Origin of the sequence: Stutzerimonas stutzeri, assembly GCF_002890895.1 — a bacterium.
Taxonomy (GTDB): Bacteria; Pseudomonadota; Gammaproteobacteria; order Pseudomonadales; family Pseudomonadaceae; genus Stutzerimonas; species Stutzerimonas stutzeri_AB.
Map to the genome: position 1 here is coordinate 89,615 of NZ_POUL01000004.1, position 23,627 is coordinate 113,241.

28 protein-coding genes are annotated in these 23,627 nt (G+C 59.3%); 20 read left to right on the forward strand and 8 right to left on the reverse strand.

From position 1 onward, the window contains the following. Positions 1 to 2: 2 nt before the first annotated feature. The gene (locus CXK96_RS08670) at positions 3 to 416 is read left to right on the forward strand and encodes a DUF2802 domain-containing protein (RefSeq protein ID WP_102836076.1); all 414 of its coding nucleotides are present in this window, start codon (positions 3 to 5) and stop codon (positions 414 to 416) included. Positions 417 to 560: 144 nt separating this feature from the next. Further along, a complete protein-coding gene (locus CXK96_RS08675) occupies positions 561 to 1,001 on the forward strand; it encodes a rhodanese-like domain-containing protein (RefSeq protein WP_102836077.1) in 441 nt (146 codons plus the stop codon). Here the strand turns inward: CXK96_RS08675 and CXK96_RS08680 are convergent. Together CXK96_RS08680 and CXK96_RS08685 are read right to left on the reverse strand one after the other, a co-directional pair. Further along, complete coding sequence (locus tag CXK96_RS08680) at positions 982 to 1,305, reverse strand: EscU/YscU/HrcU family type III secretion system export apparatus switch protein (RefSeq protein ID WP_102836078.1); 324 nt, start codon at positions 1,303 to 1,305, stop codon at positions 982 to 984. The genes CXK96_RS08675 and CXK96_RS08680 overlap by 20 nt on opposite strands. Continuing rightward, positions 1,302 to 2,825 carry a flagellar hook-length control protein FliK gene (locus CXK96_RS08685; protein ID WP_102836079.1) on the reverse strand — a complete coding sequence of 508 codons (1,524 nt, stop codon included), beginning with the start codon at positions 2,823 to 2,825 and terminating at the stop codon, positions 1,302 to 1,304. The genes CXK96_RS08680 and CXK96_RS08685 overlap by 4 nt, the downstream gene beginning before the upstream one ends. A 126-nt stretch (positions 2,826 to 2,951) precedes the next feature. Here CXK96_RS08685 and ccmA point away from each other — a divergent pair, with 126 nt between their 5' ends. From ccmA to CXK96_RS08760, 15 genes are all read left to right on the forward strand, one after another. After that, the gene (ccmA, locus tag CXK96_RS08690; protein ID WP_102836080.1) at positions 2,952 to 3,587 is read left to right on the forward strand and encodes a cytochrome c biogenesis heme-transporting ATPase CcmA; all 636 of its coding nucleotides are present in this window, start codon (positions 2,952 to 2,954) and stop codon (positions 3,585 to 3,587) included. After that, positions 3,584 to 4,255, forward strand: coding sequence for a heme exporter protein CcmB (ccmB, locus tag CXK96_RS08695; RefSeq protein ID WP_102836081.1), 672 nt, complete (start codon positions 3,584 to 3,586; stop codon positions 4,253 to 4,255). Before ccmA ends, ccmB begins: the two co-directional genes overlap by 4 nt. 155 nt (positions 4,256 to 4,410) lie before the next feature. Then, the gene (locus tag CXK96_RS08700; RefSeq protein ID WP_102836082.1) at positions 4,411 to 5,166 is read left to right on the forward strand and encodes a heme ABC transporter permease; all 756 of its coding nucleotides are present in this window, start codon (positions 4,411 to 4,413) and stop codon (positions 5,164 to 5,166) included. Beyond that, on the forward strand, positions 5,163 to 5,339 hold the full coding sequence (gene ccmD / locus CXK96_RS08705; RefSeq protein ID WP_102836083.1) for a heme exporter protein CcmD: 177 nt from the start codon (positions 5,163 to 5,165) through the stop codon (positions 5,337 to 5,339). Before CXK96_RS08700 ends, ccmD begins: the two co-directional genes overlap by 4 nt. Then, the gene (gene ccmE / locus CXK96_RS08710) at positions 5,336 to 5,800 is read left to right on the forward strand and encodes a cytochrome c maturation protein CcmE (RefSeq protein WP_102836084.1); all 465 of its coding nucleotides are present in this window, start codon (positions 5,336 to 5,338) and stop codon (positions 5,798 to 5,800) included. The genes ccmD and ccmE overlap by 4 nt, the downstream gene beginning before the upstream one ends. Beyond that, positions 5,797 to 7,770, forward strand: a complete 1,974-nt coding sequence (locus tag CXK96_RS08715; RefSeq protein WP_102836085.1) for a heme lyase CcmF/NrfE family subunit — start codon at positions 5,797 to 5,799, stop codon at positions 7,768 to 7,770. The genes ccmE and CXK96_RS08715 overlap by 4 nt, the downstream gene beginning before the upstream one ends. 1 nt (position 7,771) lies before the next feature. Further along, a complete protein-coding gene (locus tag CXK96_RS08720; RefSeq protein ID WP_102836086.1) occupies positions 7,772 to 8,302 on the forward strand; it encodes a DsbE family thiol:disulfide interchange protein in 531 nt (176 codons plus the stop codon). Continuing rightward, positions 8,299 to 8,772: a cytochrome c-type biogenesis protein gene (locus CXK96_RS08725; protein ID WP_102836087.1), complete on the forward strand. Its 474-nt coding sequence runs from the start codon at positions 8,299 to 8,301 to the stop codon at positions 8,770 to 8,772. The genes CXK96_RS08720 and CXK96_RS08725 overlap by 4 nt, the downstream gene beginning before the upstream one ends. Further along, positions 8,769 to 9,986: a c-type cytochrome biogenesis protein CcmI gene (gene ccmI, locus CXK96_RS08730; RefSeq protein ID WP_102836088.1), complete on the forward strand. Its 1,218-nt coding sequence runs from the start codon at positions 8,769 to 8,771 to the stop codon at positions 9,984 to 9,986. Before CXK96_RS08725 ends, ccmI begins: the two co-directional genes overlap by 4 nt. A gap of 24 nt (positions 9,987 to 10,010) precedes the next feature. Next, entirely contained in the window at positions 10,011 to 10,445 is a 435-nt protein-coding gene (locus CXK96_RS08735; RefSeq protein WP_102836089.1) for a hypothetical protein, read from the forward strand. A gap of 129 nt (positions 10,446 to 10,574) precedes the next feature. Next, on the forward strand, positions 10,575 to 10,871 hold the full coding sequence (gene fliT / locus CXK96_RS08740; RefSeq protein ID WP_102836090.1) for a flagellar protein FliT: 297 nt from the start codon (positions 10,575 to 10,577) through the stop codon (positions 10,869 to 10,871). A 402-nt stretch (positions 10,872 to 11,273) separates the two neighbouring features. Beyond that, positions 11,274 to 12,743: a sigma-54 dependent transcriptional regulator gene (locus tag CXK96_RS08745; protein WP_102836091.1), complete on the forward strand. Its 1,470-nt coding sequence runs from the start codon at positions 11,274 to 11,276 to the stop codon at positions 12,741 to 12,743. A gap of 114 nt (positions 12,744 to 12,857) precedes the next feature. Next, entirely contained in the window at positions 12,858 to 14,075 is a 1,218-nt protein-coding gene (locus CXK96_RS08750; RefSeq protein ID WP_423835184.1) for a sensor histidine kinase, read from the forward strand. Beyond that, positions 14,066 to 15,463 (forward strand): sigma-54-dependent transcriptional regulator, encoded by a 1,398-nt coding sequence (locus CXK96_RS08755; protein WP_102836092.1) that lies wholly within the window; start codon positions 14,066 to 14,068, stop codon positions 15,461 to 15,463. Before CXK96_RS08750 ends, CXK96_RS08755 begins: the two co-directional genes overlap by 10 nt. A 67-nt stretch (positions 15,464 to 15,530) precedes the next feature. Then, positions 15,531 to 16,193: a thiopurine S-methyltransferase gene (locus CXK96_RS08760; protein WP_102836093.1), complete on the forward strand. Its 663-nt coding sequence runs from the start codon at positions 15,531 to 15,533 to the stop codon at positions 16,191 to 16,193. A 108-nt stretch (positions 16,194 to 16,301) separates the two neighbouring features. Here CXK96_RS08760 and CXK96_RS08765 read toward each other — a convergent pair whose 3' ends face one another. The 4 genes from CXK96_RS08765 to CXK96_RS08780 form a co-directional block, all read right to left on the reverse strand. Beyond that, positions 16,302 to 16,946, reverse strand: a complete 645-nt coding sequence (locus CXK96_RS08765; RefSeq protein ID WP_102836094.1) for a DUF2959 domain-containing protein — start codon at positions 16,944 to 16,946, stop codon at positions 16,302 to 16,304. A gap of 115 nt (positions 16,947 to 17,061) precedes the next feature. Further along, on the reverse strand, positions 17,062 to 17,934 hold the full coding sequence (gene htpX / locus CXK96_RS08770) for a protease HtpX (RefSeq protein ID WP_102836095.1): 873 nt from the start codon (positions 17,932 to 17,934) through the stop codon (positions 17,062 to 17,064). Between the two features lie 114 nt (positions 17,935 to 18,048). Beyond that, entirely contained in the window at positions 18,049 to 18,492 is a 444-nt protein-coding gene (locus CXK96_RS08775) for a hypothetical protein (protein ID WP_102836096.1), read from the reverse strand. 6 nt (positions 18,493 to 18,498) lie between these two features. Beyond that, entirely contained in the window at positions 18,499 to 19,710 is a 1,212-nt protein-coding gene (locus tag CXK96_RS08780) for a pyridoxal phosphate-dependent aminotransferase (RefSeq protein WP_102836097.1), read from the reverse strand. 190 nt (positions 19,711 to 19,900) lie between these two features. Between CXK96_RS08780 and msrB the strand changes: the two genes are divergently transcribed. From msrB to CXK96_RS08795, 3 genes are read left to right on the forward strand one after another with little or no spacing between them, the layout of a single operon-like run. After that, positions 19,901 to 20,299, forward strand: coding sequence for a peptide-methionine (R)-S-oxide reductase MsrB (gene msrB / locus CXK96_RS08785; protein ID WP_102836098.1), 399 nt, complete (start codon positions 19,901 to 19,903; stop codon positions 20,297 to 20,299). Positions 20,300 to 20,332: 33 nt separating this feature from the next. Further along, complete coding sequence (locus CXK96_RS08790; RefSeq protein ID WP_102836099.1) at positions 20,333 to 20,815, forward strand: glutathione peroxidase; 483 nt, start codon at positions 20,333 to 20,335, stop codon at positions 20,813 to 20,815. 60 nt (positions 20,816 to 20,875) lie between these two features. Further along, positions 20,876 to 21,754, forward strand: a complete 879-nt coding sequence (locus CXK96_RS08795; RefSeq protein ID WP_102836100.1) for an ATP-binding protein — start codon at positions 20,876 to 20,878, stop codon at positions 21,752 to 21,754. Between the two features lie 221 nt (positions 21,755 to 21,975). On the opposite strand, the gene CXK96_RS08800 is transcribed toward CXK96_RS08795, so the two are convergent. Both CXK96_RS08800 and CXK96_RS08805 read right to left on the reverse strand, forming a co-directional pair. Next, a complete protein-coding gene (locus CXK96_RS08800; protein ID WP_102836101.1) occupies positions 21,976 to 22,659 on the reverse strand; it encodes a glutathione S-transferase family protein in 684 nt (227 codons plus the stop codon). 95 nt (positions 22,660 to 22,754) lie between these two features. Beyond that, on the reverse strand, positions 22,755 to 23,522 hold the full coding sequence (locus CXK96_RS08805) for a hypothetical protein (protein WP_102836406.1): 768 nt from the start codon (positions 23,520 to 23,522) through the stop codon (positions 22,755 to 22,757). Between the last annotated feature and the right edge of the window lie 105 nt (positions 23,523 to 23,627).

Below are 23,627 nucleotides of genomic sequence, written 5' to 3' on the forward strand. Positions count from 1 at the left end.
ACATGATCGCGTCGCTGGTAGCGGCGGTCGTTGCGCTTGCCTTGTGCTGCCTCGCATTGCTCGGCTGCTGCATCTGGCTGTTTCGCCGCCAGCGCCAGCAGGTCGAGACGCAAGCACGCGAAGACGCTATCCGCGACAAACGCATCAAAGCGCTCAGCGCCCGTCTGGACAACTATCTGGAAAGCAACGTGCGAATGGGCAAGGACCTGCATGAACTGTCGCGTATCGTTGCTCCGTTGCCGGAAAAGCTGGGCCAGCTCGAGCAGCGCGATCCAAACAATTTCTCTTTTTCTCAGGCGGCCAAACTGGTTGGTATGGGCGCCAGTGTCGATGATCTGACGCAGTCCTGCGGTTTGTCCCAATCTGAAGCCGAACTGATGCGCAAATTGCATCAGGCGCGGCGCGAGGCCGATTAGCGCGCAGATCCCTCGCTGCGCTCGGGCGTCAAAACGTCGGCCCGCTGACCGTGGCATTGAACGATATGACTGTTGCTTCCTCCAATCTGGACAAGGTTTGGCCATGTCTGGTGAAGGCCTGTGCCCGAGGGCGAGGAGGATGTGATGCTGCGCATTCTGATGCTGTGCATGCTGGCGAGCCCCGCTTGGCTCAGCGCAGCGGAAGCGCCATCACATGTGAACGGTGCAATGACCGTCAACGTGTATCAGGCTCGGCAACTTCATGCGCTTGGCGCGGTGTTCATTGATGTGCGACCCAGGCGCGAGTGGGTCTGGGGGCATGTTGAAGGCGCGGTGCACATGAGTCTGGCACATGAGTTCTTCGGGCTGTCGCGGACCGAGTGGCCAAGAAGCGTGCCTCTGGTGATCTATTGCAACAGCGACGTTTGCCCGGCGAGTGCCGAGGCAGTGCGCCTCGCGGTCGCGTGGGGCTATCAGCAGGTTTTTTACTTCCGTGAAGGCTACTTCGCCTGGATGCTGGCTGATCTGCCGCAGGAGAAGGGCCACATAGATGACGTCACGACGCTCAACGCTCAGGCCCATTGAGCAGCGGAAGCGTCGATGGGTCTTTATGAGTGCTAAAGCCTGGCGGGCATTTACCTTTTAGATACCAGGCAAAGGCGATGATCTCCGCAATGGTGCGGTAAAGCGCTTCGGGAATCGCGTCGCCCAACTCCAGGCGCGCCAACAACTTTACCAATTCAGCATTTTCGTAGATTGGCACGTCGTGTTCGCGAGCGATTGCCAGAATCGCTTCGGCCAGTTCGTCGTCGCCCTTTGCTGACAGGGTCGGTGCGGTGGCGCCGTCATAGGTCAGTGCGATGGCCTGGCGCGGTGTCTGGTGGGTCATGCGGTTTCATCCACGAAGCGTTGATCCAGTGAAGTGCGAGGTCCCTGCGGCGGCGTTCCCTGTCGACAGGCCAGCTCACCAACATTTAATCCTGCTGTGACCAGTCGCTGACGCAAGTGCTCAAGCTCTGCCGAGATCAGCTCGGCAGTACCGCTGCGTTCGGCCCAGATCTGACTCGAAAGACTGCCCTGCAGCAGTTGTGCCTGGACTTGCAACCGACCGAGCGGCGCGACATCGAACGCGAGCTCGACCTTCCAGAGCGTTTCCGGTTTTTCCTTGCGGTTTTGTTGGGGTTCGTCTTCACGTTGAAACTTCACTTGCAGCGGGACGATATCGCGCTGGTCGCGCATTGGCACCTCGAGCTGCCAGGTCGTGACCTGGGTGCCGTCCGGACTGGTCTGGGTCTGGGCAAGGCTGGACAGTTGATGCGTCTGTAGGCGCGACACTGCCGCTGCCGCCAGCTTCAGCAATAGCTCAAGGTCGGGCTCTTCGTCGGCATTCGGCAGTAAACGGCTCGACAAGGGGAAATTTTGCGCCAGCTGGCGTGGGATTGGCTGGCCAAGCGCACCGAGCGCGTTGCGGGCGAAGGCTGGCAGAGCCTGGCCGAGACTAGCACCTGCCTGCGCGGCTGCTAGCGCGCCCCCACCAGGCAGGCCCGGCAGTTGCGCGATCAGGCGGAGCAGGGTGGCCTTTATGTCAGTCGGCAGATCGCTTGCTTCGCCGCGCAGGAGGTTGCCTTCTAGAAAAACCCCACTGCGCGCCAGCGCCTGTGCCAAGGCCTTGGCATCGCCAAGCTGTTGCATGTCCGGCACCAGGCCTAGCAGGCGTTCGGCTGCCCCACGCAATTGCTCGGGCAGTGCCGCGCTGGGTGCGAGCGCGGTGAGCAGCCCTTCTATCGAGCCTTGGCGACTGTGTTGTGCGGTCAGTTGTTGGCCCAGCATCAACTGGTCTAAGCGACCGCTCAATGGCATGAAGACCAACGACTGGTCGCCCTGGACGCGCGCGGTAATCAGACTGCCTGGCGCGAGCGGCATGGCGGATTCGACGTTGAGCTTCTGCCCGGCGAGCGGCGAATTGAGCAGAGTGATTACGACCTTGAACAGAAGCTTGCCGTCCTGCTGAGTTTGCTGGCTGGCTGTCACCTTGCCCTGCACTACGCTGCCCGTTGGCAACTGCGCTAGATCGATGCTGCTCTGCGGCTGGCGATTGTTGGGCTGCAACGAAGCTATCAGACGCGAATCGGAGACGGCGGTGATGAGCAGGGCAGCCCCAGGCGAGGCTGCTTTTGGGCTCGTGGTTTCGACCGTTGCCTGTCGTCCGCTGCTCAGGGTTAGGCGCAGTGTCAACTGAAAGCTTTGCAGTGCCTCTTTTATGCTGATGACTTCCGCCTCGGCACTCTCGCCTGCGGCCAGCAATCCCTGCATTGGCTGCAGCAATTTCAACGCAAGGTCGGCCGGCGCCACTGTCGGGCGAGAAGGACCGGCGGCGGGAATTGCCTGAGTGCTTTTGATCTCGGTCATCTTACTTAAATGCTCTTACAACCTTTCTACGTTGTGGTCTTTGGCGTCCGGGTTCGGCATGTATAATTCCGCCGCCCGCCCGATCTTGTAGCGGCCGGGCTCCTTTCATCTTGAGGTAGCCCTAGCGTGTCCAGCCCCTTTCTAGAAACTGTGGCGCTTTCCTGTGAGCGAGACTGGCGCCTGCTTTTCGAGAGGTTAGACCTGCAGATCGTCAAAGGGGAAATGTTGCAGATCGCCGGCCCCAACGGCAGTGGCAAGACAAGCCTGCTGCGGTTGCTGTCCGGCTTGATGCAACCAACCTCCGGAGAGGTGCTGTTGAAGGGAGAAACGCTGGAAAGCCAGCGCGGCGAACTGGCCCGCAATCTGTTGTGGATCGGTCATGCTGCCGGCATCAAAGGATTGCTGAGCGCCGAGGAAAATCTCACCTGGCTGTGCGCCTTGCATCAGCCTGCGTCGCGTGATGCGATCTGGCAGGCGCTTGAGGCCGTAGGGCTGCGCGGTTTCGAGGATGTGCCCTGTCATACGCTCTCCGCCGGTCAGCAGCGACGGGTTGGGCTGGCCCGGCTGTATCTGTCGCCGCCGCCCTTGTGGATTCTCGATGAACCTTTCACGGCGCTCGATAAAGGCGGCGTGGTGCAGCTAGAGCGGCACCTGGCGACACACTGCGAGCAAGGCGGCATGGTCGTGCTGACCACCCATCATTCGCTTGTTGAAATGCCGGCGGGATTTCGCGAAATCGATCTGGGACAGCGAGCCGCATGAGCAACGTCTTTACGCTGTTGCTGGCTCGCGAAAGCCGGCTGTTGTTCCGCCGGCCGGCAGAGCTGGCCAATCCATTGGTGTTCTTTGCCATTGTCATCGCACTGTTTCCCCTGGCGGTCGGCCCTGAGACGCAGCTGCTGCAGACCATTTCGCCCGGCCTGATCTGGGTCGCTGCGTTATTGGCTGTGTTGCTTTCTCTGGATGGATTGTTCCGCAGTGATTTTGAGGATGGCTCACTGGAGCAGTGGGTCGTTTCGCCGCACCCGTTGGCGCTTCTGGTTCTCGCCAAGGTGCTGGCACACTGGTTGTTCTCCGGCCTGGCGCTGGTGCTGCTGGCACCGCTGCTGGGGCTCATGCTAGGTATGCCGGTCAGCGCATTGCCGGTACTGCTGATGTCGCTGCTACTGGGTACGCCGGTTCTGAGCCTGTTGGGCGCGGTCGGTGCCGCCTTGACAGTCGGGCTCAAGCGAGGCGGGCTTTTGTTGGCACTGCTTATTCTCCCGCTGTACATCCCCGTGCTAATTCTGGGCAGTGGCGCACTGCAGGCAGCGCTACAGGGGCTGCCTGCACTCGGTTATCTATTATGGCTTTCCAGCCTGACTGCCCTGGCAGTTACTCTGACACCCTTTGCAATAGCGGCCGGCCTGAGAATCAGCGTCGGCGAATGACGGATTGGCAGAATGTTTCTATCCAATAGCGGAACGCAGTGGACCGATGCGAGACGAGCGGTTATCGCCACGATGGATTTGATGATCGCAAACAAGCGGCGGTTGACCGGTTATGGCGCAGTATCGGCATACGAAGCAGGCGTGAGGCAGGCTCTATGAACTGGACATGGTTCCACAAGCTGGGTTCGCCTAAATGGTTTTATGGCATCAGCGGTCGCTGGCTGCCTTGGTTGGCCTGGGCCGCATTGCTGCTGGTTGGCGTCGGGTTGGTCTGGGGTTTGGCATTTGCTCCTCAAGATTACCAACAGGGCAACAGTTTCAGGATCATCTATATCCACGTTCCGGCCGCGTTTCTGGCGCAGTCCATCTATGTGATGCTGGCGGTGGCGGGGCTGGTCGGGTTGGTATGGAAAATGAAGCTGGCCGATGTCGCCCTGCAGCAGGCTGCGCCCATTGGTGCCTGGATGACCTTCATTGCGCTGGTCACCGGTGCGGTGTGGGGCAAGCCTACGTGGGGCGCTTGGTGGGTGTGGGATGCGCGCCTGACTTCGATGCTAATTCTGCTGTTTCTGTATTTCGGCATCATCGCCTTGGGTCAGGCCATCAGCAATCGTGACAGCGCAGCCAAGGCTTGCGCCGTGCTTTCAATCGTTGGGGTGGTGAACATCCCGATCATCAAATATTCCGTCGAGTGGTGGAACACCCTTCACCAGCCGGCCACCTTCACCGTGACAGAAAAGCCGGCCATGCCCGTGGAAATGTGGGCGCCCCTGCTGGTCATGGTGCTGGGCTTCTACTGCTTCTTTGCGGTGGTGCTGCTCATGCGCATGCGTCTCGAGGTGCTACGCCGCGAGTCGAGAAGCAGTTGGGTCAAAGCGGAAGTGAAAGAACTGGTGGGTAGAGCATCATGAACTTCTCGTCTTTTTCGGAATTCATTGCCATGGGTAACCATGGTCTGTACGTCTGGACGTCCTACGGCATCAGCCTGGCGGTCCTGGTTCTCAACGTGGCGCTGCCAATGATGGCGCGCAGGCGTTATCTGCAAGACGAGGCGCGTCGTTTGCGCCGGGAGGAAATGAAGTGAATCCTGTGCGCAAAAAGCGTCTGTTCATCATTCTGGCCATTCTGGCCGGCGTTGGTGTTGCGGTTACGCTGGCATTATCCGCCCTGCAAGAGAACATCAACCTTTTTTACACACCGACGCAGATTGCGGCTGGCGAAGCGCCTGAAGGCACGCGGATTCGTGCTGGCGGCATGGTCGAAGAGGGTTCGGTACAGCGCAGCAACGATTCCCTGACGGTAAGCTTTCGGGTCACTGACTATGCCGAAGCGGTCACTATCCAGTATCAAGGAATCCTGCCCGATCTGTTTCGTGAAGGGCAGGGCATCGTTGCCTTGGGGCGCGTAAACGCTGATGGCGTCCTGGTTGCTGATGAAGTGCTGGCCAAGCATGACGAAAATTACATGCCGCCAGAGGTCACCGCAGCGCTGGAGAAAAGCGGCAAAAGCAAGCCCTACAGCAGCACGCAGGAGGGTGCCAAATGATTCCTGAGCTTGGTCATCTCGCAATGATTCTGGCGCTGTGTCTGGCCGTGGTGCAGGGCACGCTCCCGCTGATCGGGGCCTGGCGCGGCGACAGTCAATGGATGGGGCTGGCGCAACCTGCCGCCTGGGGTCAGTTCTCCTTCTTGGCGTTTTCCTTTGCCTGCCTCACCTATGCCTTCATGGTGGATGATTTCTCCGTGGCCTATGTCGCGCAGAATTCCAACAGCGCCTTGCCCTGGTACTACAAGTTCAGCGCTGTATGGGGTGCACACGAAGGCTCGCTGCTGCTGTGGGCGTTCATCCTGGCAGGCTGGACCTTCGCCGTGTCGATATTCTCGCGACAGCTGCCCGAGGACATGTTGGCGCGGGTGCTGGGCGTGATGGGGCTGATCAGCATTGGTTTCCTGCTGTTCCTGATTGTCACGTCCAATCCTTTCGAGCGGCTGCTGCCGCAAGCACCGATGGATGGGCGCGATCTCAATCCATTGCTTCAGGATTTCGGTCTGGTAGTGCATCCACCCATGCTTTATATGGGTTATGTCGGTTTTTCGGTTGCCTTTGCGTTTGCGATTGCCGCCTTGCTGGGCGGCCGCCTGGACGCGGCCTGGGCACGCTGGTCACGTCCCTGGACGCTGATTGCCTGGGCCTTTCTGGGTACGGGTATCGCGCTCGGTTCCTGGTGGGCGTATTACGAGCTGGGTTGGGGCGGCTGGTGGTTCTGGGATCCGGTGGAAAACGCCTCGTTCATGCCATGGTTGGTGGGCACTGCTTTGATCCACTCACTGGCCGTGACGGAAAAGCGTGGTGTATTCAAGAGCTGGACCGTACTGCTGGCGATTGCTGCCTTCTCGCTCAGCTTGCTGGGGACTTTCCTGGTTCGTTCCGGGGTACTCACCTCGGTACACGCTTTTGCCACCGATCCTGAGCGCGGTGTCTTTATCCTCGCCTTCTTGCTCGTGGTGATTGGTGGTTCGCTCACGCTGTTCGCCCTGCGTGCGCCGGTGGTGAAGAGTCAGATCGGCTTTGGTCTGTGGTCACGTGAAACGCTGCTGCTGGTCAACAACCTGCTGTTGGTCGTTGCGACCTCCATGATCCTGCTGGGCACGTTGTACCCCTTGCTGCTCGACGCGCTGTCCGACACCAAACTTTCGGTCGGCCCGCCGTATTTCAACGCGATGTTCCTGCCGCTGATTGGCGCATTGATGCTCGCGCTCGGCGTGGGCGTGCTGGTGCGCTGGAAGAACACACCGGTTAAATGGCTTATCGGCATGCTGACGCCCGTGCTGATTACCAGTGCCGTTCTGGGCGGACTGGGCTCGATGCTGTTTGGTGATTTTCACTGGGCGGTACTGGCGGTCTGTCTGCTCGCTGGTTGGGTCGTGAGCGCGGGGGTGCGTGACATCCTCGACAAGACTCGCCACAAAGGCCTGTTGAAAGGCTTGCGGAGTCTGACACCGAGTTATTGGGGCATGCAGCTGGCGCACTTCGGTCTGGTGGTTTGCGCGCTGGGTGTGGTGTTGACGAGTCAGCAAAGCGACGAGCGTGACCTGCGCCTGGCTCCGGGGGAGTCGCTGCAGTTGGGCGGTTACAGCTTCGTATTCGACGGGGCCAAACATTTCGAAGGCCCGAACTTCACCTCTGACAAAGGCACCATTCGCGTCTTTGAGGGCGATAAGCAGGTCGCGACGCTGCACCCGGAGAAGCGTCTGTACACCGTGCAGCAAATGCCAATGACCGAGGCGGGGATCGACGCAGGTTTCACCCGTGATCTCTATGTGGCGCTGGGCGAGCCGCTGGAAAACGGCGCCTGGGCCGTCCGCGTGCATATCAAACCATTCGTTCGCTGGATTTGGCTGGGTGCTCTGATGATGTCCCTGGGCGGCGTGCTTTCGGTGAGTGACAAACGGTATCGGGTGAAAGTCAGGACCCGTGTTCGCGAGGCGCTCGGTTTGGCCCAGCAAGGAGCCTGATATGAAAAGATTATTGATGTTGCTGCCGCTGGCAATCTTCCTACTGGTCGCCGTGTTTCTTTATCGAGGTCTGTTTCTGGACCCCACCGAATTACCCTCTGCGTTGATCGGCAAGCCGCTGCCTTCGTTCTCTCTGCCTTCGGTCGAGGACCCGCAGCGAGCAGTAACAGCCGAGGACATCAAGGGAAAACCAGCGTTGGTTAACGTCTGGGCGACCTGGTGCGTCGCCTGCAAAGTTGAGCATCCCGTACTGAACAAGCTTGCAGAACAAGGCGTGGTCATCCATGGCGTCAATTACAAGGATGACAATGCCGCAGCTCAGAAATGGCTGCGCGACTTCCACGACCCCTACCAGCTCAATATTCGCGACGAGCAGGGCACGCTGGGGCTGGACCTCGGAGTATATGGTGCGCCCGAAACCTTCCTTGTCGACAAGCAGGGCATCATCCGCCACAAGTATGTCGGCGTCATAGATGAGCGCGTGTGGCGTGAACAGCTTGCGGCGCTTTATCAGCAATTGGTGGACGAATGAGACAGCTGATTCACGGACTTGTGCTGACGCTGTGTCTGCTGGGCACCGCGTCTGCAGCGATTGATGCCTACGAGTTCAAGGACGAGGCCGAGCGCGCGCGTTATCGCACCTTGGTCGAAGAGTTGCGCTGCCCAAAGTGCCAGAACCAGAACATTGCGGACTCCAATGCGCCAATCGCCATGGACCTGCGGCGGGAAATCTACCGCATGCTGGAAGAGGGGCAGAGCAATGAGCAGATTATCGATTATCTGGTCGCCCGCTACGGCGACTTCGTGCTCTATAAGCCCCCGGTCAACACCAAAACCCTGGTGCTCTGGTATGGGCCAGCCGCCTTGCTGGTGATTGGATTCGGCGTGTTGGCGTTCATCCTGGTGCGCCGTCGCCGTTCAGCCACTGGACCGGCATCGAATACATTTTCCGAGGCCGAGCGCGCGCGCCTTGCCACGTTGTTGGATAGAAAAGAACCATGATCGATTTTTGGATAGGTGCGGGCCTCTTATTGCTGGCCGCCCTGGCGTTCCTATTGCTGCCGCTGTTGCGGGGGCGTGGTGTACAGGCGGAAGAGGATCGGACGGCGCTGAATGTGGCGCTTTACCAGGAGCGGCTCGGCGAGCTGGCTGCGCAACAGGCGGCTGGAACCCTTGACCCGGAGCAGTTCGAGGCCGGACGCGCCGATGCGGCGCGGGAGTTGCTGGACGACACCGAGGGAGGTACCACGCGCCGTAGCAACCATTTGGGGCGTGCTGTACCGCTGATCGCGGCGATCCTTGTTCCGTTTCTGGGCGCTGGTCTCTACCTGCACTGGGGGGCCAGTGACAAGCTGCAGCTGGCGCGGGAGTTCACCGAGCAGCCCGCCACGATGGAAGAGATGGTCGAACGGCTGGAGCGCGCAGTAAAGGCTCAACCCGAGTCTGCCGAGGCGTGGTACTTCCTCGCGAAGACCTATATGAATCGGGAGCGCCCCGTGGATGCTGCCGCCGCTTACGAGCAGGTCGTCAAGCTGGCAGGGCGCCAACCGGAACTGCTGGGGCAATGGGCGCAAGCGCTCTATTTTGCAGGCGACCGCCAATGGTCGGAGCAATTGCAACAGCTGACCGATGAGGCGTTACGTGGGGATCCCCATGAAGTTACTAGCCTCGGCCTGTTGGGCATCGCGGCTTATGAGGAGGAGCGGTTTGCTGATGCGATCGGCTTCTGGGAGCGGTTGGTTTCAACGCTGCCTGCTGAGGATCCATCGCGTGAAGCCATTCAGGGCGGCATCGCTCGTGCGCGTGAACAGCTCGGCGAACCGGCTTCGGCGGAAGTGACAAAGCCAGCTGGCGAGATGATTACCAGAAACGGAGCAGAACTAACGGTTGAAGTACAACTGGCTGTCGAGATGGCCGACAAGGTTAGCCCTACCGACGCCGTATTCATCTTCGCACGCGCGCTGTCCGGACCGCCCATGCCGTTGGCTGTGAAGCGCCTGACTGTTGCCGATCTGCCTGCCAAGGTGAATTTGAGTGATGCTGATGCAATGACTCCACAGCTTCGATTGTCCAACTTCGAGCAGGTCAGATTGTTCGCCCGCGTATCCAAAGATGGCAACGCTACTCGCGGCGAGTGGCAAGGCAGTAGCGAGCCGTTGTCTCCAGGGAATCCGGAGGCGATCAAGTTGACCATCGATCAACCGGTTGCACCCTGATCGCAGGGGCTCAAGAGACGACTGATGACGTTGGAAGAGCGGGTATCAACAAGCGTTCAACGGCTGACCAGAGGCAGCGCCGTGGTGACACTGGCGCTGCTGCTGGGAGCTTGTGCGGGTAATCCTTATCAAGTGTCAGAGCCGACTCGCGGCCCGGAGCCGCCCGTATCGACACCGCCCCGCGAACCGGTTGCGACGCCTCCTCCAGTGCGTACTCCGCCGGCACCGCGTCCTCCTGCGACCCAGAAGAGCCATCCACGCTATGCTCCACCGCCTCATGCGGCGGCGCACTGGGACAAACGTCTGGGCGTCTATGTTGTGGAAGGGCAGGACTTGTTCTATCGCGAACGCCTGTATTACCGGTGGGACGGCGACTGGTATTGCGCCGGTCGGCCTGGCGGTCCCTGGGAGCCGGTTGCGCCACCCAGCGTTCCGACGGGGCTGCGCAGTCTGCACTGACTCACTCCAATTTCCCGCATGTGCGACTAAAGGCGAGGCGAAAGCGGTCGATAACCTGTCAGGTGCCGCGAGCCATGGCTCGAACGGTGCCGGTTCGACCCTTGCCACCAGTTCATTCGGAGCAGATCCATGAGTGCAGCAGCCAAACGTCTTGAGGAAACCGGCAACGCCTTGCGTGACGCCATGGCGCAGCAGGATTGGACAGCGATCAGCGTGCTGGATCTGCAATGCCGGCAGGTCGTCGAGGCTGCAATGGTGGAGCCCCGTGAGGACGAGTCAGCCATCCGCCAGCGCTTACAGGAACTGGTAAGTCTTTACCGTGAGCTGCTTACCTCCTGCCAGAGCGAGAAGCAGCGTGTGGCAGGGGAGCTGATTCAGCTCAACCAATCTCAGCAAGGCGCTAACGTCTACAAGTTATTTGGTTGAGAGTTCCTATAAACAAGCGCGACAATTGGTCGCGCTTGTAGTGGACATGCTCAGGCGGTGTCTACGAGACGTCGAACCGTCAGAAGCTATAACGAGTCCTTACCTCAGCAGCATAGTTTTTCGCCTACAGCGAGCCTTTCCGCCCGAAATCTGACGATTTTGCCCCGATCTCCCAGGCTTGCGCAGACGAGCCAAGTCCCGCTAGATATCTCCCGACTCGTTGCTTACGAGTTGCTCTAAGTCAATACCAAAATGCATTCCTTGCTATTTTGTCGTTGAATCACGTCATAAATTTGACTCAGGCCGATTTTTTTAATTAACTACCGGCTATCTGCCGATGACGTTGCCGTTCTGCCGAGGACGAGCGCGGGCTTTCTTTCAGCCTCTAGAGCTATAAACAAGATGTGGCGTGAAACCAAAATTTTGTTGATAGACGACGATCAGGATCGTCGCCGGGATCTGACGGTCATTCTGAACTTTCTCAGCGAAGATCATTTGTCATGCGCCAGCAGCGAATGGCAGGCTGCGGTCGATTCACTGGAATCAAGCCGCAGTATACTCGGCGTAATGCTTGGTGACGTTGCATCCAAGGGCGGCGCCGTAGAGTTGCTCAAGCAAATCAGCAAGTGGGACGAGAACCTGCCGTTGCTATTGATTGGCGAGCCGACGCCGGCTGAATGGCCAGATGAACTGCGTCAGCGCGTGCTGACCAGCCTGGAAATGCCTCCGAGCTACAACAAGCTGCTCGACTCGCTTCACCGCGCCCAGATCTATCGGGACATGAACGATAAGGCGAAGGCACGTGGCCGGCAGCGCGAGCCCAACCTGTTTCGCAGCCTGGTGGGCACCAGTCGTGCAGTCCAGCATGTGCGTCAGATGATGCAACAGGTTGCCGACACCGAAGCGAGCGTGTTGATTCTTGGTGAGTCGGGAACCGGCAAAGAAGTTGTTGCACGCAACCTGCACTACCATTCCAAGCGCCGTAATGGACCGTTCGTTCCGGTCAATTGCGGGGCGATTCCAGCGGAGCTGCTGGAAAGCGAACTGTTCGGTCATGAAAAGGGCGCGTTTACCGGCGCGATCACCTCGCGTGCCGGGCGTTTTGAGCTGGCCGAAGGCGGGACGCTGTTCCTCGACGAGATCGGCGACATGCCACTGCCTATGCAGGTCAAGTTGCTACGCGTTCTGCAGGAGCGCACCTTCGAGAGAGTGGGTAGCAATCGAACGCAGAACGCCGACGTACGCATCATCGCAGCGACGCATAAAGACCTGGAAAAGATGATCGTGGATGGCAGCTTCCGCGAGGATCTCTATTACCGGTTAAACGTGTTCCCGATCGAAATGGCCCCGCTGCGCGAGCGTATCGAAGATATTCCGCTGCTGATGAACGAGCTTATCTCGCGCATGGAGCATGAGAAACGTGGCTCAATCCGCTTCAACTCGGCCGCGATCATGTCCCTGTGTCGGCACGATTGGCCGGGTAACGTAAGGGAGCTGGCCAATCTCGTCGAGCGCATGGCCATCATGCACCCGTACGGCGTGATCGGTGTGATGGAGCTGCCGAAGAAATTCCGCCATGTCGATGACGACGATGAGCAGTACGCGACCAGCCTGCACAACGAAATGGAAGAACGTGCTGCGATAAATGCCCCAATCATTGCGGCGGATGCGCACGCCATGCTTCCCGTGGAAGGTCTCGATCTGAAAGATTACCTGGGCAATCTCGAGCAAGGGCTTATTCAGCAGGCGCTCGAAGACGCAGGCGGCGTTGTGGCTCGCGCTGCGGAGCGCTTGCGGGTACGGCGCACCACGCTTGTGGAAAAAATGCGTAAATACGGAATGAACCGTCGAGAAGACGAGCTCGACGAGTGACTCGTTGGCCACGCCGCCTTTGCTTGCGGCGTGGCCCTTGCTTGATCTGCTGTCGCGGCATGATCCTTGCTGAACCACACGTTACCGACCATCTTTTGACGGATACGTGTGCCCGTGGCTTCAGCGATCTACTCTCCCTTCCCAGGGCAATGTCTGGTTACCGCTGACGCAAGCGATGAGCTCGAACAGTCGCTTGCGTTGGTCCGTGACATATCCGGCCAGTTGGGCGAGTCCGAGGGTATGTTGCAGGCGCGAGTAGCCGAGTTGCAGGATCAGCTGGCAGAGAGCGCTGCGCAGCGCCTGCAGGAGCTCGATGAGAAGGAGCGCTTAGCGAATCGCCTGCAAAGCCTGCTCGACCTGTTGCCCGGCGGTGTGATCGTCATCGATGGCCAGGGCAGGGTCCGCGAAGCCAATCCCGTAGCGCTTGACCTGCTAGGCGCACCGCTCGAAGGAGCGCTCTGGCGTGAGGTGATTGCACGAAGTTTCTCGCCGCGCAGCGATGACGGCCACGAAATTTCATTGAAGGACGGGCGTCGTGTTTCCATCGCTACACGTTCCTTGAACATTGAGCCTGGGCAGCTGGTGCTGTTGACCGATCTGACGGAGACGCGACGGCTACAGGAGCAGCTGGCGCGTCATGAACGTTTGTCTGCGATTGGCCGGATGGTCGCCTCGTTGGCTCATCAAATCCGTACGCCGTTATCATCAGCCCTGCTGTATGCCAGCCATCTGGAGCAGGGCGGTCTGTCGGCCGAGCACCAGCAGCGGTTTGCAGGTCGTCTGAAGGACCGGCTGAACGAGCTGGAACATCAGGTTCGTGACATGCTGGTTTTCGCCCGCGGTGATCTGCCGCTTGAGGACCGGCTGACACCCGCCGAATTGCTTGCAGGAATTCGTGTAGCGGCCGAGACCCAGTTGGAAGGCATTGCTGTTCGCTGGCAATGCGACGCCCACGCCGGCGCTCTGTTGTGCAATCGCGACACCTTGGTTGGTGCACTCCTCAACCTTATCGAAAATGCGCTCCAGGCAGCGACCGGCGATACCAGGCTGAAGATTCACCTCTTTTCACGCGGTGCCGTGCTGCGCCTCAGCATCAGCGACAACGGCGCCGGAATTGATGCCGCGACCCTGGCCCAGGTCGGCGAGCCGTTTTTCACTACACGGGCGACCGGAACCGGCCTCGGACTGGCCGTCGTTAACTCGGTCGCGCGGGCCCATTCAGGCGCGCTTGCGCTGCGCTCCCGTCCGGGCAGAGGAACTTGCGCCACCTTGCAGTTGCCGCTGCTCCCGGCGTCTTCGCGGGCTTCTACGGAGCAAGCACCATGGGCGTAAAGGTTTTACTCGTTGAAGACGACCGCGCTTTGCGCGAAGCGCTAGGCGATACCCTTGAACTGGGTGGCTATTCCTATTGCGCTGTTGATTGCGCTGAGGCCGCTTTGTGCGCGCTGAGTCAGGAAAGCTTCAGCTTGCTTGTCAGCGATGTGAACATGCCTGGGATGGACGGTCACGCCTTGCAGGCGCTTGTGCGCGAACGGTATCCGCAGACTCCGATCCTGCTCATGACAGCTTATGGTGCGGTCGAGCGCGCCGTCGAGGCCATGCGCCAAGGCGCTGTGGACTACCTGGTCAAGCCGTTCGAGCCGAAAGTGTTGCTCGACCTGGTTGGCCGCCATGCGTGCGGCCAGCTTGGCATCAGCGATATGCAGGGTCCTGTGGCGGTCGAACCAGCGAGTCAGCAACTACTGGCATTGGCGGCCCGGGTGGCCCAGAGCGACTCTACAGTGCTCGTCTCAGGGGAGTCAGGCACCGGCAAGGAAGTGTTGGCTCGTTTTATTCATCAGCAATCAACGCGAGCGGGCAAGCCGTTTGTAGCGATCAACTGCGCTGCGATTCCAGACAATATGCTGGAAGCGACGCTTTTCGGTCATGAGAAAGGCGCCTTCACCGGCGCGATCGCAATGCAGCCAGGCAAGTTCGAGCTGGCCGATCACGGCACGCTGTTGCTCGACGAGATATCCGAGATGCCGCTGGCATTACAAGCCAAGTTGCTGCGAGTGCTGCAGGAGCGTGAGGTCGAGAGAGTTGGTGGACGCAAGCCGATACCGCTCGACATTCGTATCGTCGCCACGACCAATCGTGATCTGGCTGAAGAGGTTCGCAGCGGGCGTTTCCGTGAGGACCTGTTCTATCGCCTCTCGGTCTTTCCGCTCGCCTGGCCTGCATTGCGTCACCGGCCTGCGGATATCGTGCCGCTTGCCGAGCGGTTACTGGCCAATCATGCGGCGAAAATGCGCCAGCCGGTGGCAAGACTGACATCCGACGCGCGCCTGTGTCTGCTCGGGCATACCTGGCCCGGTAATGTGCGCGAGCTGGACAACGCGATCCAGCGCGCGTTGATCCTGCAGCAGGGCGGGATGATCCGGCCGGACGATCTTTGTCTGACCGCTGCTGCCGGTTTTGCTTCACTGGCGCGAACCCACACGAGTGAAACCGAACTCACTCCGTCCGTTGCGCCTGTGCCGGCCGAAATCACCGGGGCGTTGGGCGAAGACCTGCGGCGTCGCGAATTCGAGCTCATCCTCGATACCCTGCGTGCCGAGCGCGGGCGCCGTAAGGAGACGGCTGACCGTCTAGGCATCAGTGCACGTACCCTGCGTTACAAGCTCGCTCAGATGCGCGACGCCGGTATGGACCCGGAGGCGGCGCTGCGCTCTGGCTGAAGCGGTGTTTCGGGCAAAGGCGGCTCTGATAAGCTCCTAGACCAACATCGTTCAAGAGGGTCTCAACATGGATGAAGCGTTCTGGCAGCGTCGCTGGGCACGTAACGAAATCGGCTTTCATCTAAACGAGGTCAACCCTTATTTACGCCGCCATTGGCCCAGCCTGGGCTTGGCCCCGGGGGCGCGCGTCCTGGTGCCATTGTGTGGCAAAAGCCTGGACATGGCCTGGCTCGCTGATCATGGGTTAGCCGTCTTGGGAGTAGAGCTGAGCGAGCGCGCAGCCGAGGATTTCTTTGCCGAGCACGGGCTAGTTCCAGATGTCAGCGTTCAGGGTGAGTTCAAGGTTTACCGAGCGGGTAACGTTGAAATCCGCTGCGGCGATTTTTTTGCCATGACGCCAGATGATGTGGCTGACTGCCGAGCGCTTTACGACCGGGCTGCCCTTATCGCATTGCCTTCCGATATGCGTCAGCGTTACGTCAACCATCTCGCCAGCATCCTCGCTCCAGGCTGCCAGGGGTTGCTGATTACGTTGGATTATCAGCAGGAGCAGATGTCCGGCCCGCCGTTCGCGGTAGGCGATGCTGAGGTTGGAGATCTTTTGAACACGCGTTGGAAAATCCAATTGCTCGAGTTTGCAGATGTATTGAACGAAAGCAACTGGAAGTTCCTCCAGCGTGGGCTCACGCGCCTGGATGAGCGCTGCTATCGACTCGATGACACCTGCTAGCAGCCCTCGAAGCCGTGTCGTCTAGCCAGGAACCCAGCGGGCGCTCAGCCGCGCGCCCGTTGCAGGCTTACGCGATGCGCTTGCCGGCGGCCCTGCTGGGTAGCGTGGTCACTGATTGCGCTGGAGTTGACGAATAAACACGTCGGCTTCGTCTATGGCCCGCTGCATCTCCGCCAGGAGCTGATCCACATTCCCTTCGAGCGTGCGGTATTCGCCCTTGAGGGCGCCAATGGCGCGGGCATTGAGGTTGTGCTTGAGAAACAACACCTGGTCGCGCAAGACATCAAGCACAGGGTCGATGCGTTTTTCCGCTGCTTTCATCCGTTGCAACAGGACACGATAGTCTTTCTGAGTGCGCTCCAGGTTTCGCTGACTGGTCGCCCTCAGGCTCGCGTTGCTGTACTCGTCGAGCTCCTGTTTCCATTCCTTGAAGAGCGCCTCGGCGACATCCTCGACGGCATTGATCCGGTCCCGTACTTCACGAGCGCTGTTCTCGCTGGCCTCGAATTCACTGTTCAGAGCTTCGTAGCGCTCCTCAAGTTCGCCGCCATCGACCTGCACTACGCTGCGGTAGCGCTCCAGGGCGTCCTTGAATTGCTCCTTGGCATCCTGCTGGGAGTCGCGCGCATCCTCGACGCGGTCAACCAGAATGTCTCGCTTATGCAATCCGACTTTTTCCATGGCCGAGTAGTAGGCGCTCTGGCAGCCGGCCAAGGTGAGCAGGGCGAAGGCAAGTAAAAGGAAGCGTCGCATATAGGCATATCCCTATTCAAAGAAGGCGCTTGCTTCGACAGGCATACAGCCACTACGTGCAAATTCTGGATGAAAAAAAGGGCGGCTATTGCCGCCCTTGTTCTGGCTCGCTCGCTCAGCCGCGCTGGCGCAGGGCTTCGATGCGGTCTTCCAGCGACGGGTGGGTCATCAGCAGGCCGGCGAAGCCGTTGCGCAGGGCGCCGTTGATGCTGAATGCCTTGAGGCTGTCAGGCATGTCGACTGGGACGCCCTGTTCCGCGCGCAGACGCTGCAGGGCGCCGATCATGGCGCTGGTGCCGGCCAGCTGTGCGCCAGCCTCGTCAGCACGGAACTCACGTTTACGCGAGAACCACATGACGACGATGCTGGCAAGAATGCCAAGGACCAGCTCGGCGAAGATCGTTGCAACGAAATAGCCGATGCCATGACCGTCTTCGTTCTTCAGGATCACCCGGTCAACGAAGCTGCCGAAGATGCGTGCGAAGAACATGACAAAGGTGTTCACCACGCCCTGGATCAGGGCCAGCGTGACCATGTCGCCGTTGGAGACATGGCCGATCTCGTGAGCCAGTACAGCCCTGACTTCGTCCGGGGAAAAACGCTCGAGCAGGCCTTGGCTGACCGCGACCAGCGCATCGTTCTTATTCCAGCCGGTGGCAAAGGCGTTGGCTTCGTAGGCGGGGAAGATGCCCACTTCAGGCATCTTGATTCCGGCTTCACGGGCAAGCTGCTCGACGGTTTGCAGCAACCACTGCTCATGGCGCGTACGCGGTTGGCTGATGATCTCGGTACGGGTACTCATTTTCGCCATCCATTTGGAGATGAACAGCGAAATCAGCGCGCCAGCGAAACCAAACACGGCGCAGAAAGCCAGCAGGCTGCCATAGTTCTGACCGGTGTAGCGGTCGACCCCGAGCAGCTTGAGGGTGACGCTGGCAACCACCAGTACAGCCAGGTTGGTGGCCAGGAACAAGAAAATGCGCATCATGTTGCGGCAGACTCCAAGGGGAACAGTAAAGAACGATAGGCTATATAAGGGGCGGGCCGATGCGATTCAACCGAGCGACTATTTCAAGCTATGTCGCCCTACACGCTGCCGGGCTTAGCGGTGCTCAACCAGCGAGCTATCGAACAGCTGCCGGGTCAGCTGTGCCAGCCGCTCGCTGTCGCCTTCACGCAACGCCTCGCGCAGTTGATGCGCCAGGGTGGACTGGACCCGACGAACACTCGTCGGCAGTGATTCATCCCATGTGCCGGCGCTAGGAACACTGCGTGTCAGTCGCATGAATGCCTTCTCGGTGAGCGCCGCCTGGTCCAGTGCCTGGAAATGAATGGTGCTCTCGAAGCGCAGATAGCCTTCCTCGGCGAGCCATATCAGAGCGCCGAGACAGCCTTGGTGGCGCTTGCTGGGCAGGCCGAACTCATCGGGTTCTTCATGACCGATAAGGTCTTCGACGTACAGCGCGACCTTCCGCGGAAAGGCCTGATAAAGAATCAGCAGTCCGGCCGCGGCGTCCCGGTAGAAGTCGTCGATCTGGAGATCCATCGAATCCTACTGGCTGTAGGTCTTGAGGAAGTTGCCGATGCGGCCGATTGCTTGCTCGAGGTCATCGACGCGGGGCAGGGTGACCACCCGGAAGTGATCCGGCCACGGCCAGTTGAACGCTGTCCCCTGAACGATCAGCAGCTTTTCTGACAGCAACAGATCGAGGACGAACTTCTCATCGTTGTGGATCGGGCAGATCTTCGGATCGATTCGCGGGAACGCATACAGCGCCCCCATTGGCTTGACGCAGCTGACGCCGGGAATGTCGTTGAGCAGTTCCCAGGTCCGGTTGCGTTGCTCCAGCAGTCGGCCCGGTGGCAGCACCAGGTCGTTGATGCTCTGGTAGCCGCCCAGAGCCGTCTGAATGGCGTGCTGGGACGGCACGTTGGCGCACAGGCGCATATTGGCCAGAATGTCGATGCCCTCGATGTAGCTCTGCGCTTTGTGCTTGGGGCCAGAGATTGCGACCCAGCCGGAACGGAAGCCGGCGACCCGGTAGGACTTCGAAAGGCCGTTGAAGGTGAGGCACAGTACGTCCGGGGCAAGGGATGCGGTGCAGATGTGCACGGCATCGTCATAGAGGATCTTGTCGTAGATCTCGTCGGAGAACAGCACAAGCTTGTGCTGACGAGCCAGCTCGACCATGCCTTCCAGCACTTCGCGCGGGTAAACCGCGCCCGTGGGATTGTTCGGGTTGATCAGTACCAGTGCTTTGGTGTTCGGCGTGATCTTGGCCTTGATGTCGGCCAGATCCGGCCACCAGTTGGCCTGTTCGTCACAGAGGTAATGCACTGGTTTGCCGCCCGCCAGGCTCACGGCGGCGGTCCACAGAGGGTAGTCAGGCGCCGGAATCAGTACTTCATCGCCATTATTGAGCAGTGCCTGCATGGACATCACGATCAGCTCGGACACACCGTTGCCAAGGTAGATGTCTTCAATGGTGATGCCTTCTACCTGCTTCTGCTGGTAGTACTGCATGATCGCCTTGCGTGCGCTGAACAGGCCTTTGGAGTCGCTGTAGCCCTGCGCGGTGGGCAGGTTGCGGATCACGTCCTGGAGGATTTCCTCCGGCGCTTCGAAACCGAACGGCGCAGGGTTGCCGATATTCAGCTTGAGGATGCGATGGCCTTCCTCTTCCAGGCGTTTGGCGTGCTTGAGCACTGGCCCACGGATGTCGTAGCAGACATTGGCGAGCTTGTTCGATTTGCTGACCTGCATGATCCTGAGTGTCCCGAAGTGAAGACGCGCGCAGCTTTCGATGGCTGGCGACGTTTGGCATGAACCCGGGCGCCTTGGCAGTCTGAAACCCCGCTGCCAGACTAGGCGTCTAAGAGCAACGCATCATACGTGCGGCCCGACTACCGGAAAAGGTACAGATCCGCCTTTTTTGAGATCACGAGGTGTACCGATGGACAAGCTAGAGAAACCGCTGGAAACCTGGCGTGCAGAGCTCTCCGACGAACAATTTCAGGTCTGTCGGCTGGGTGCCACCGAGCGCCCATTCACCGGCCAGTACAACGATATGAAAACCCCTGGCATCTATCATTGCGTCTGCTGCGATGCGCCGCTGTTTGATTCGGCTGCCAAGTTTGACTCTGGCTGCGGCTGGCCGAGCTACTTTCAGCCGGTCAGCGATACGGCAATTTCCAGCGTCGACGACTTCAGCCATGGCATGCACCGCATCGAGGTCAAGTGTGCTCGCTGTGATGCCCATCTGGGTCATGTATTCCCGGATGGTCCGGCACCGACCGGGCTGCGCTACTGCATCAATTCTGCCTCTTTGAACCACAAGCCGAGCGAGGCCTGAATATGGTTCGAAACGTGGCAGTGAGGTCCGATCATGCATGATCCAATGCTGGATATTCCTTGCATGACCCTTGATGGGCGGCAGGTCTCTCTGGGTGAGTACGATGCGAAAGTGCTGCTGGTGGTCAATACAGCTAGCAAATGCGGTTTCACGCCCCAGTACAAAGGACTGGAAGCACTCTGGCAGCGCTATCGCGATCAGGGGCTGGTAGTACTCGGGTTCCCCTGTGATCAGTTCGGTCATCAGGAGCCGGGGGACGAGGCGCAGATCGGTGCATTCTGCGAGCGCAATTTTGGTGTCAGCTTTCCGCTCTTTGCCAAGGTCAAGGTCAACGGAGTCGATGCCCACCCCTTGTTTAGCGAATTGAAGAAGCGTGCACCCGGTTTTCTGGGCAGCAGAGCGATCAAGTGGAATTTCACCAAATTTCTGGTGACTGATCAGGGCGGCTCGATCGAGCGTTTTTCTTCGCGCACCTCTCCGGACGCGCTGGCAGCGCATATCGAAGCTCGCCTGTAATCTGTAATTCTTGCTACAGCGCTTTGCAGGTAGCTGACGCGATCGTTCTGGAGTCGTTGAATGGATGCCGAGCTGAAGGCTTTTTTGCAGCGCGCCGATGCGCTGATCACGCGATTGGAGCCCTTGCTGCCTGCGCAGCGGGCACCGATGGATTGGGCAACAAGTTTAGCCGCCCGCTGGCACCGTGAAGGGGCAGGTGGCTACCTGCAGGCGCTGAACGTGTCGCTCGACATGAAGCTGAACGACCTGATCGGAATCGATCGACAGCGCGAGCTGTTATCGCGCAACACCTGCCAGTTCGTGAGCGGCTTGCCGGCAAACCATGTCCTGCTGTGGGGCGCCCGTGGTACGGGCAAATCTTCATTGATCCGAGCGCTGCTGGCTGAACATGCACCACAAGGCCTGCGCCTGATAGAAATCGAGCGCGACCATCTGGCTGATCTGCCCAAGCTGGTCGATCAGCTTGCCGGAGAGCCACAGCATTTTGTGGTGTTCTGCGATGACCTTTCGTTCGAGGCGGGTGAGGGTGACTATCGGGTCTTGAAAAGCGTGCTGGACGGCTCGCTGGAGCGCGCGCCCGACAACGTTCTGCTGTATGCCACTTCGAATCGCCGACACCTCGTGCCAGAGCGTCAGAGCGACAACGAAAATTGGCAGATGGTTGATGGGGAGCTGCATCCGAACGAGGCGGTCGAGGACAAGATTGCGCTGTCAGATCGCTTTGGACTTTGGCTGTCGTTCTACCCGTTCAGCCAGGAGCATTACCTGAACGTGGTGCGACATTGGATCGGTTCGCTGGCTGCGCAGGCGGGGCTGAGCTGGCATTGGGATGATGAGCTCGAGAAGGAGGCTGTGCGATGGGCTACGGCGCGTGGCAATCGCAACGGTCGCTGCGCTTACCAGTTCGCTCGGCAATGGGTGGGTGTTCGCTTGCTCTGAGGATTGGCAAGCCTTGTCGCATTCGTTGTGAAGGCGGCCCGATCTGATGAGCTCAGCCTAGACGACCTGCCTGGAGATGCGCCTCCATAGCTATTGCACAACGGATGTATCAGATGGCCACGAGGCAAGGCTTGTTGATTTTTGCCCTGGAGTGGGCGGCTTTGCTGAAGGGCCGCCCAGTGGTAGCCACTTTAGTGGCAACCAGGCGGCGCAGATCAGCCTCAGTTTGCGGGTGTTTGCGTTTTCCCCATGTCGATGAGCTTTGCTGCCATGCGTTGCTCACCGGGCAACACGTTCTCAACAGACGCGCGCGCCTTCATTCGTGAGTAGTGCGCGGCAAGCGCTGGCCAACGACCCGCGTCTACTACTTCGCCGCCGTGTTCCATGTTGATCAGCTGGCATGCAACGGCAATGTCCGCCATCGAGAGTCGCTCGCCAGTGAAAAAGACTTTCTCCCCCAGCTGCCGTTCGAGGTAGTCGAAGTGCGGTGGCAGCTTCTCGTTCAAGGCGGCCTGCACGGTTTCCTCGTTACAGGGCTTGCCCGAACTGGGCTTCAGCACACGGTTGCGGAAAACTCCGAACGTCGTCAGCGGTGCGAGTTCGTAATCGGCGTATTTTTCCAGCCAGCGTATATGTGCCCGGCCGGCCGGGTTGTCGCCGCACAGCCGCACGGTTTGTTCGTAGGCTTCATCGAGGTACTGACAGATCACGCTGGAGTCAGCAAGACAGAGCTCCCCATCCTTCATGGCAGGAATGCGGCCGAGTGGGTTGAGCTGCAGATACCATTCCGGTGGGGTGAACGGCATGACGAATTCGAGCCCATAATCCAATCCTTTTTCCTGTAAGCAAAGGCGCACTTTGCGAACGAAGGGCGATAGGGGGGCACCGAATACGGTTATGGGCATAGCGAGTTCTCCACCAAGGCAGGGAGGCAACCGCCAGACGTGAGAGGATCAAGTGCATGGCGCGATGGCGCCGTCTCTTTTTGTCCGGTCAGTGCCTAGTAGATGTTGTTTTTCTTCCAGTCGTCTTCGCTTTCAAGGCTCTTCAAACCTTCGGCCAGCTCGCTTGGTTCGTCAAGCTTCGGCTGTTGTTGCGTCTGCTCGAGCTTATTGGCGTGGCTGTAGCTTGCTTCGAGCTTGCTCAGTTGGGCTTGATACTCGGCCGGGTTGGGTTGCTTGCGGATGTGCTGGATGCCGCGCTCGAATGCCAGGCGTGCCTTGTGCGCGCTGCCCTGTTGAAGCGCCTGCTGGCCAACATTGCTGAAGTATTCCACATGCAAGATCACCATCATCCGCTGGATCTGTTGAATCCAGCGCTTGGCGGCAGCCGTTTCCAGCTGGTTCTGCTTGGCAGCCCAAACGATCTGGGTATGCAGGTCTTCCATCAGCAAGCGAATCTCCTTCGCTTGGGCTTCGGTGGTGATCCTGACTGGCGCGTTTTCCACAGGTATATCCTCACCCTTGGCAACAGCGCTACGCAGAGCGGCTACCCGAGGTTCGAGCGTGGCGTTCTTCTTGTCTAGGGGAAGAAGTTGTTCGGCCAGACCCAGCTCCAGGCGTGTCAGCAACAGCTTGAGCTCCGGCGTCATCATCTGGCCTGGGATGCTCGCGGAAAGATTGGCACAGCGGCGCATACGGTCGCTGAGCTCGGCGCGTATGCGCGCCTTTTCCAGACTGTTCTTTTCAACGATCTGATTGATGACGCCGATTGCAATCAGGATGAACAGGCCGGCGATGACCAATCCAGTAATCAGAACTGGGGACACGAAACGCACCTCTCTGACCGAGCGATTTTTTCCGAGTGTAGAGCGTTGGGTGGCAAGCTGATAGCTCAACGCTGGCTAGACGTTAGGTTCATAAAATATTTGCAG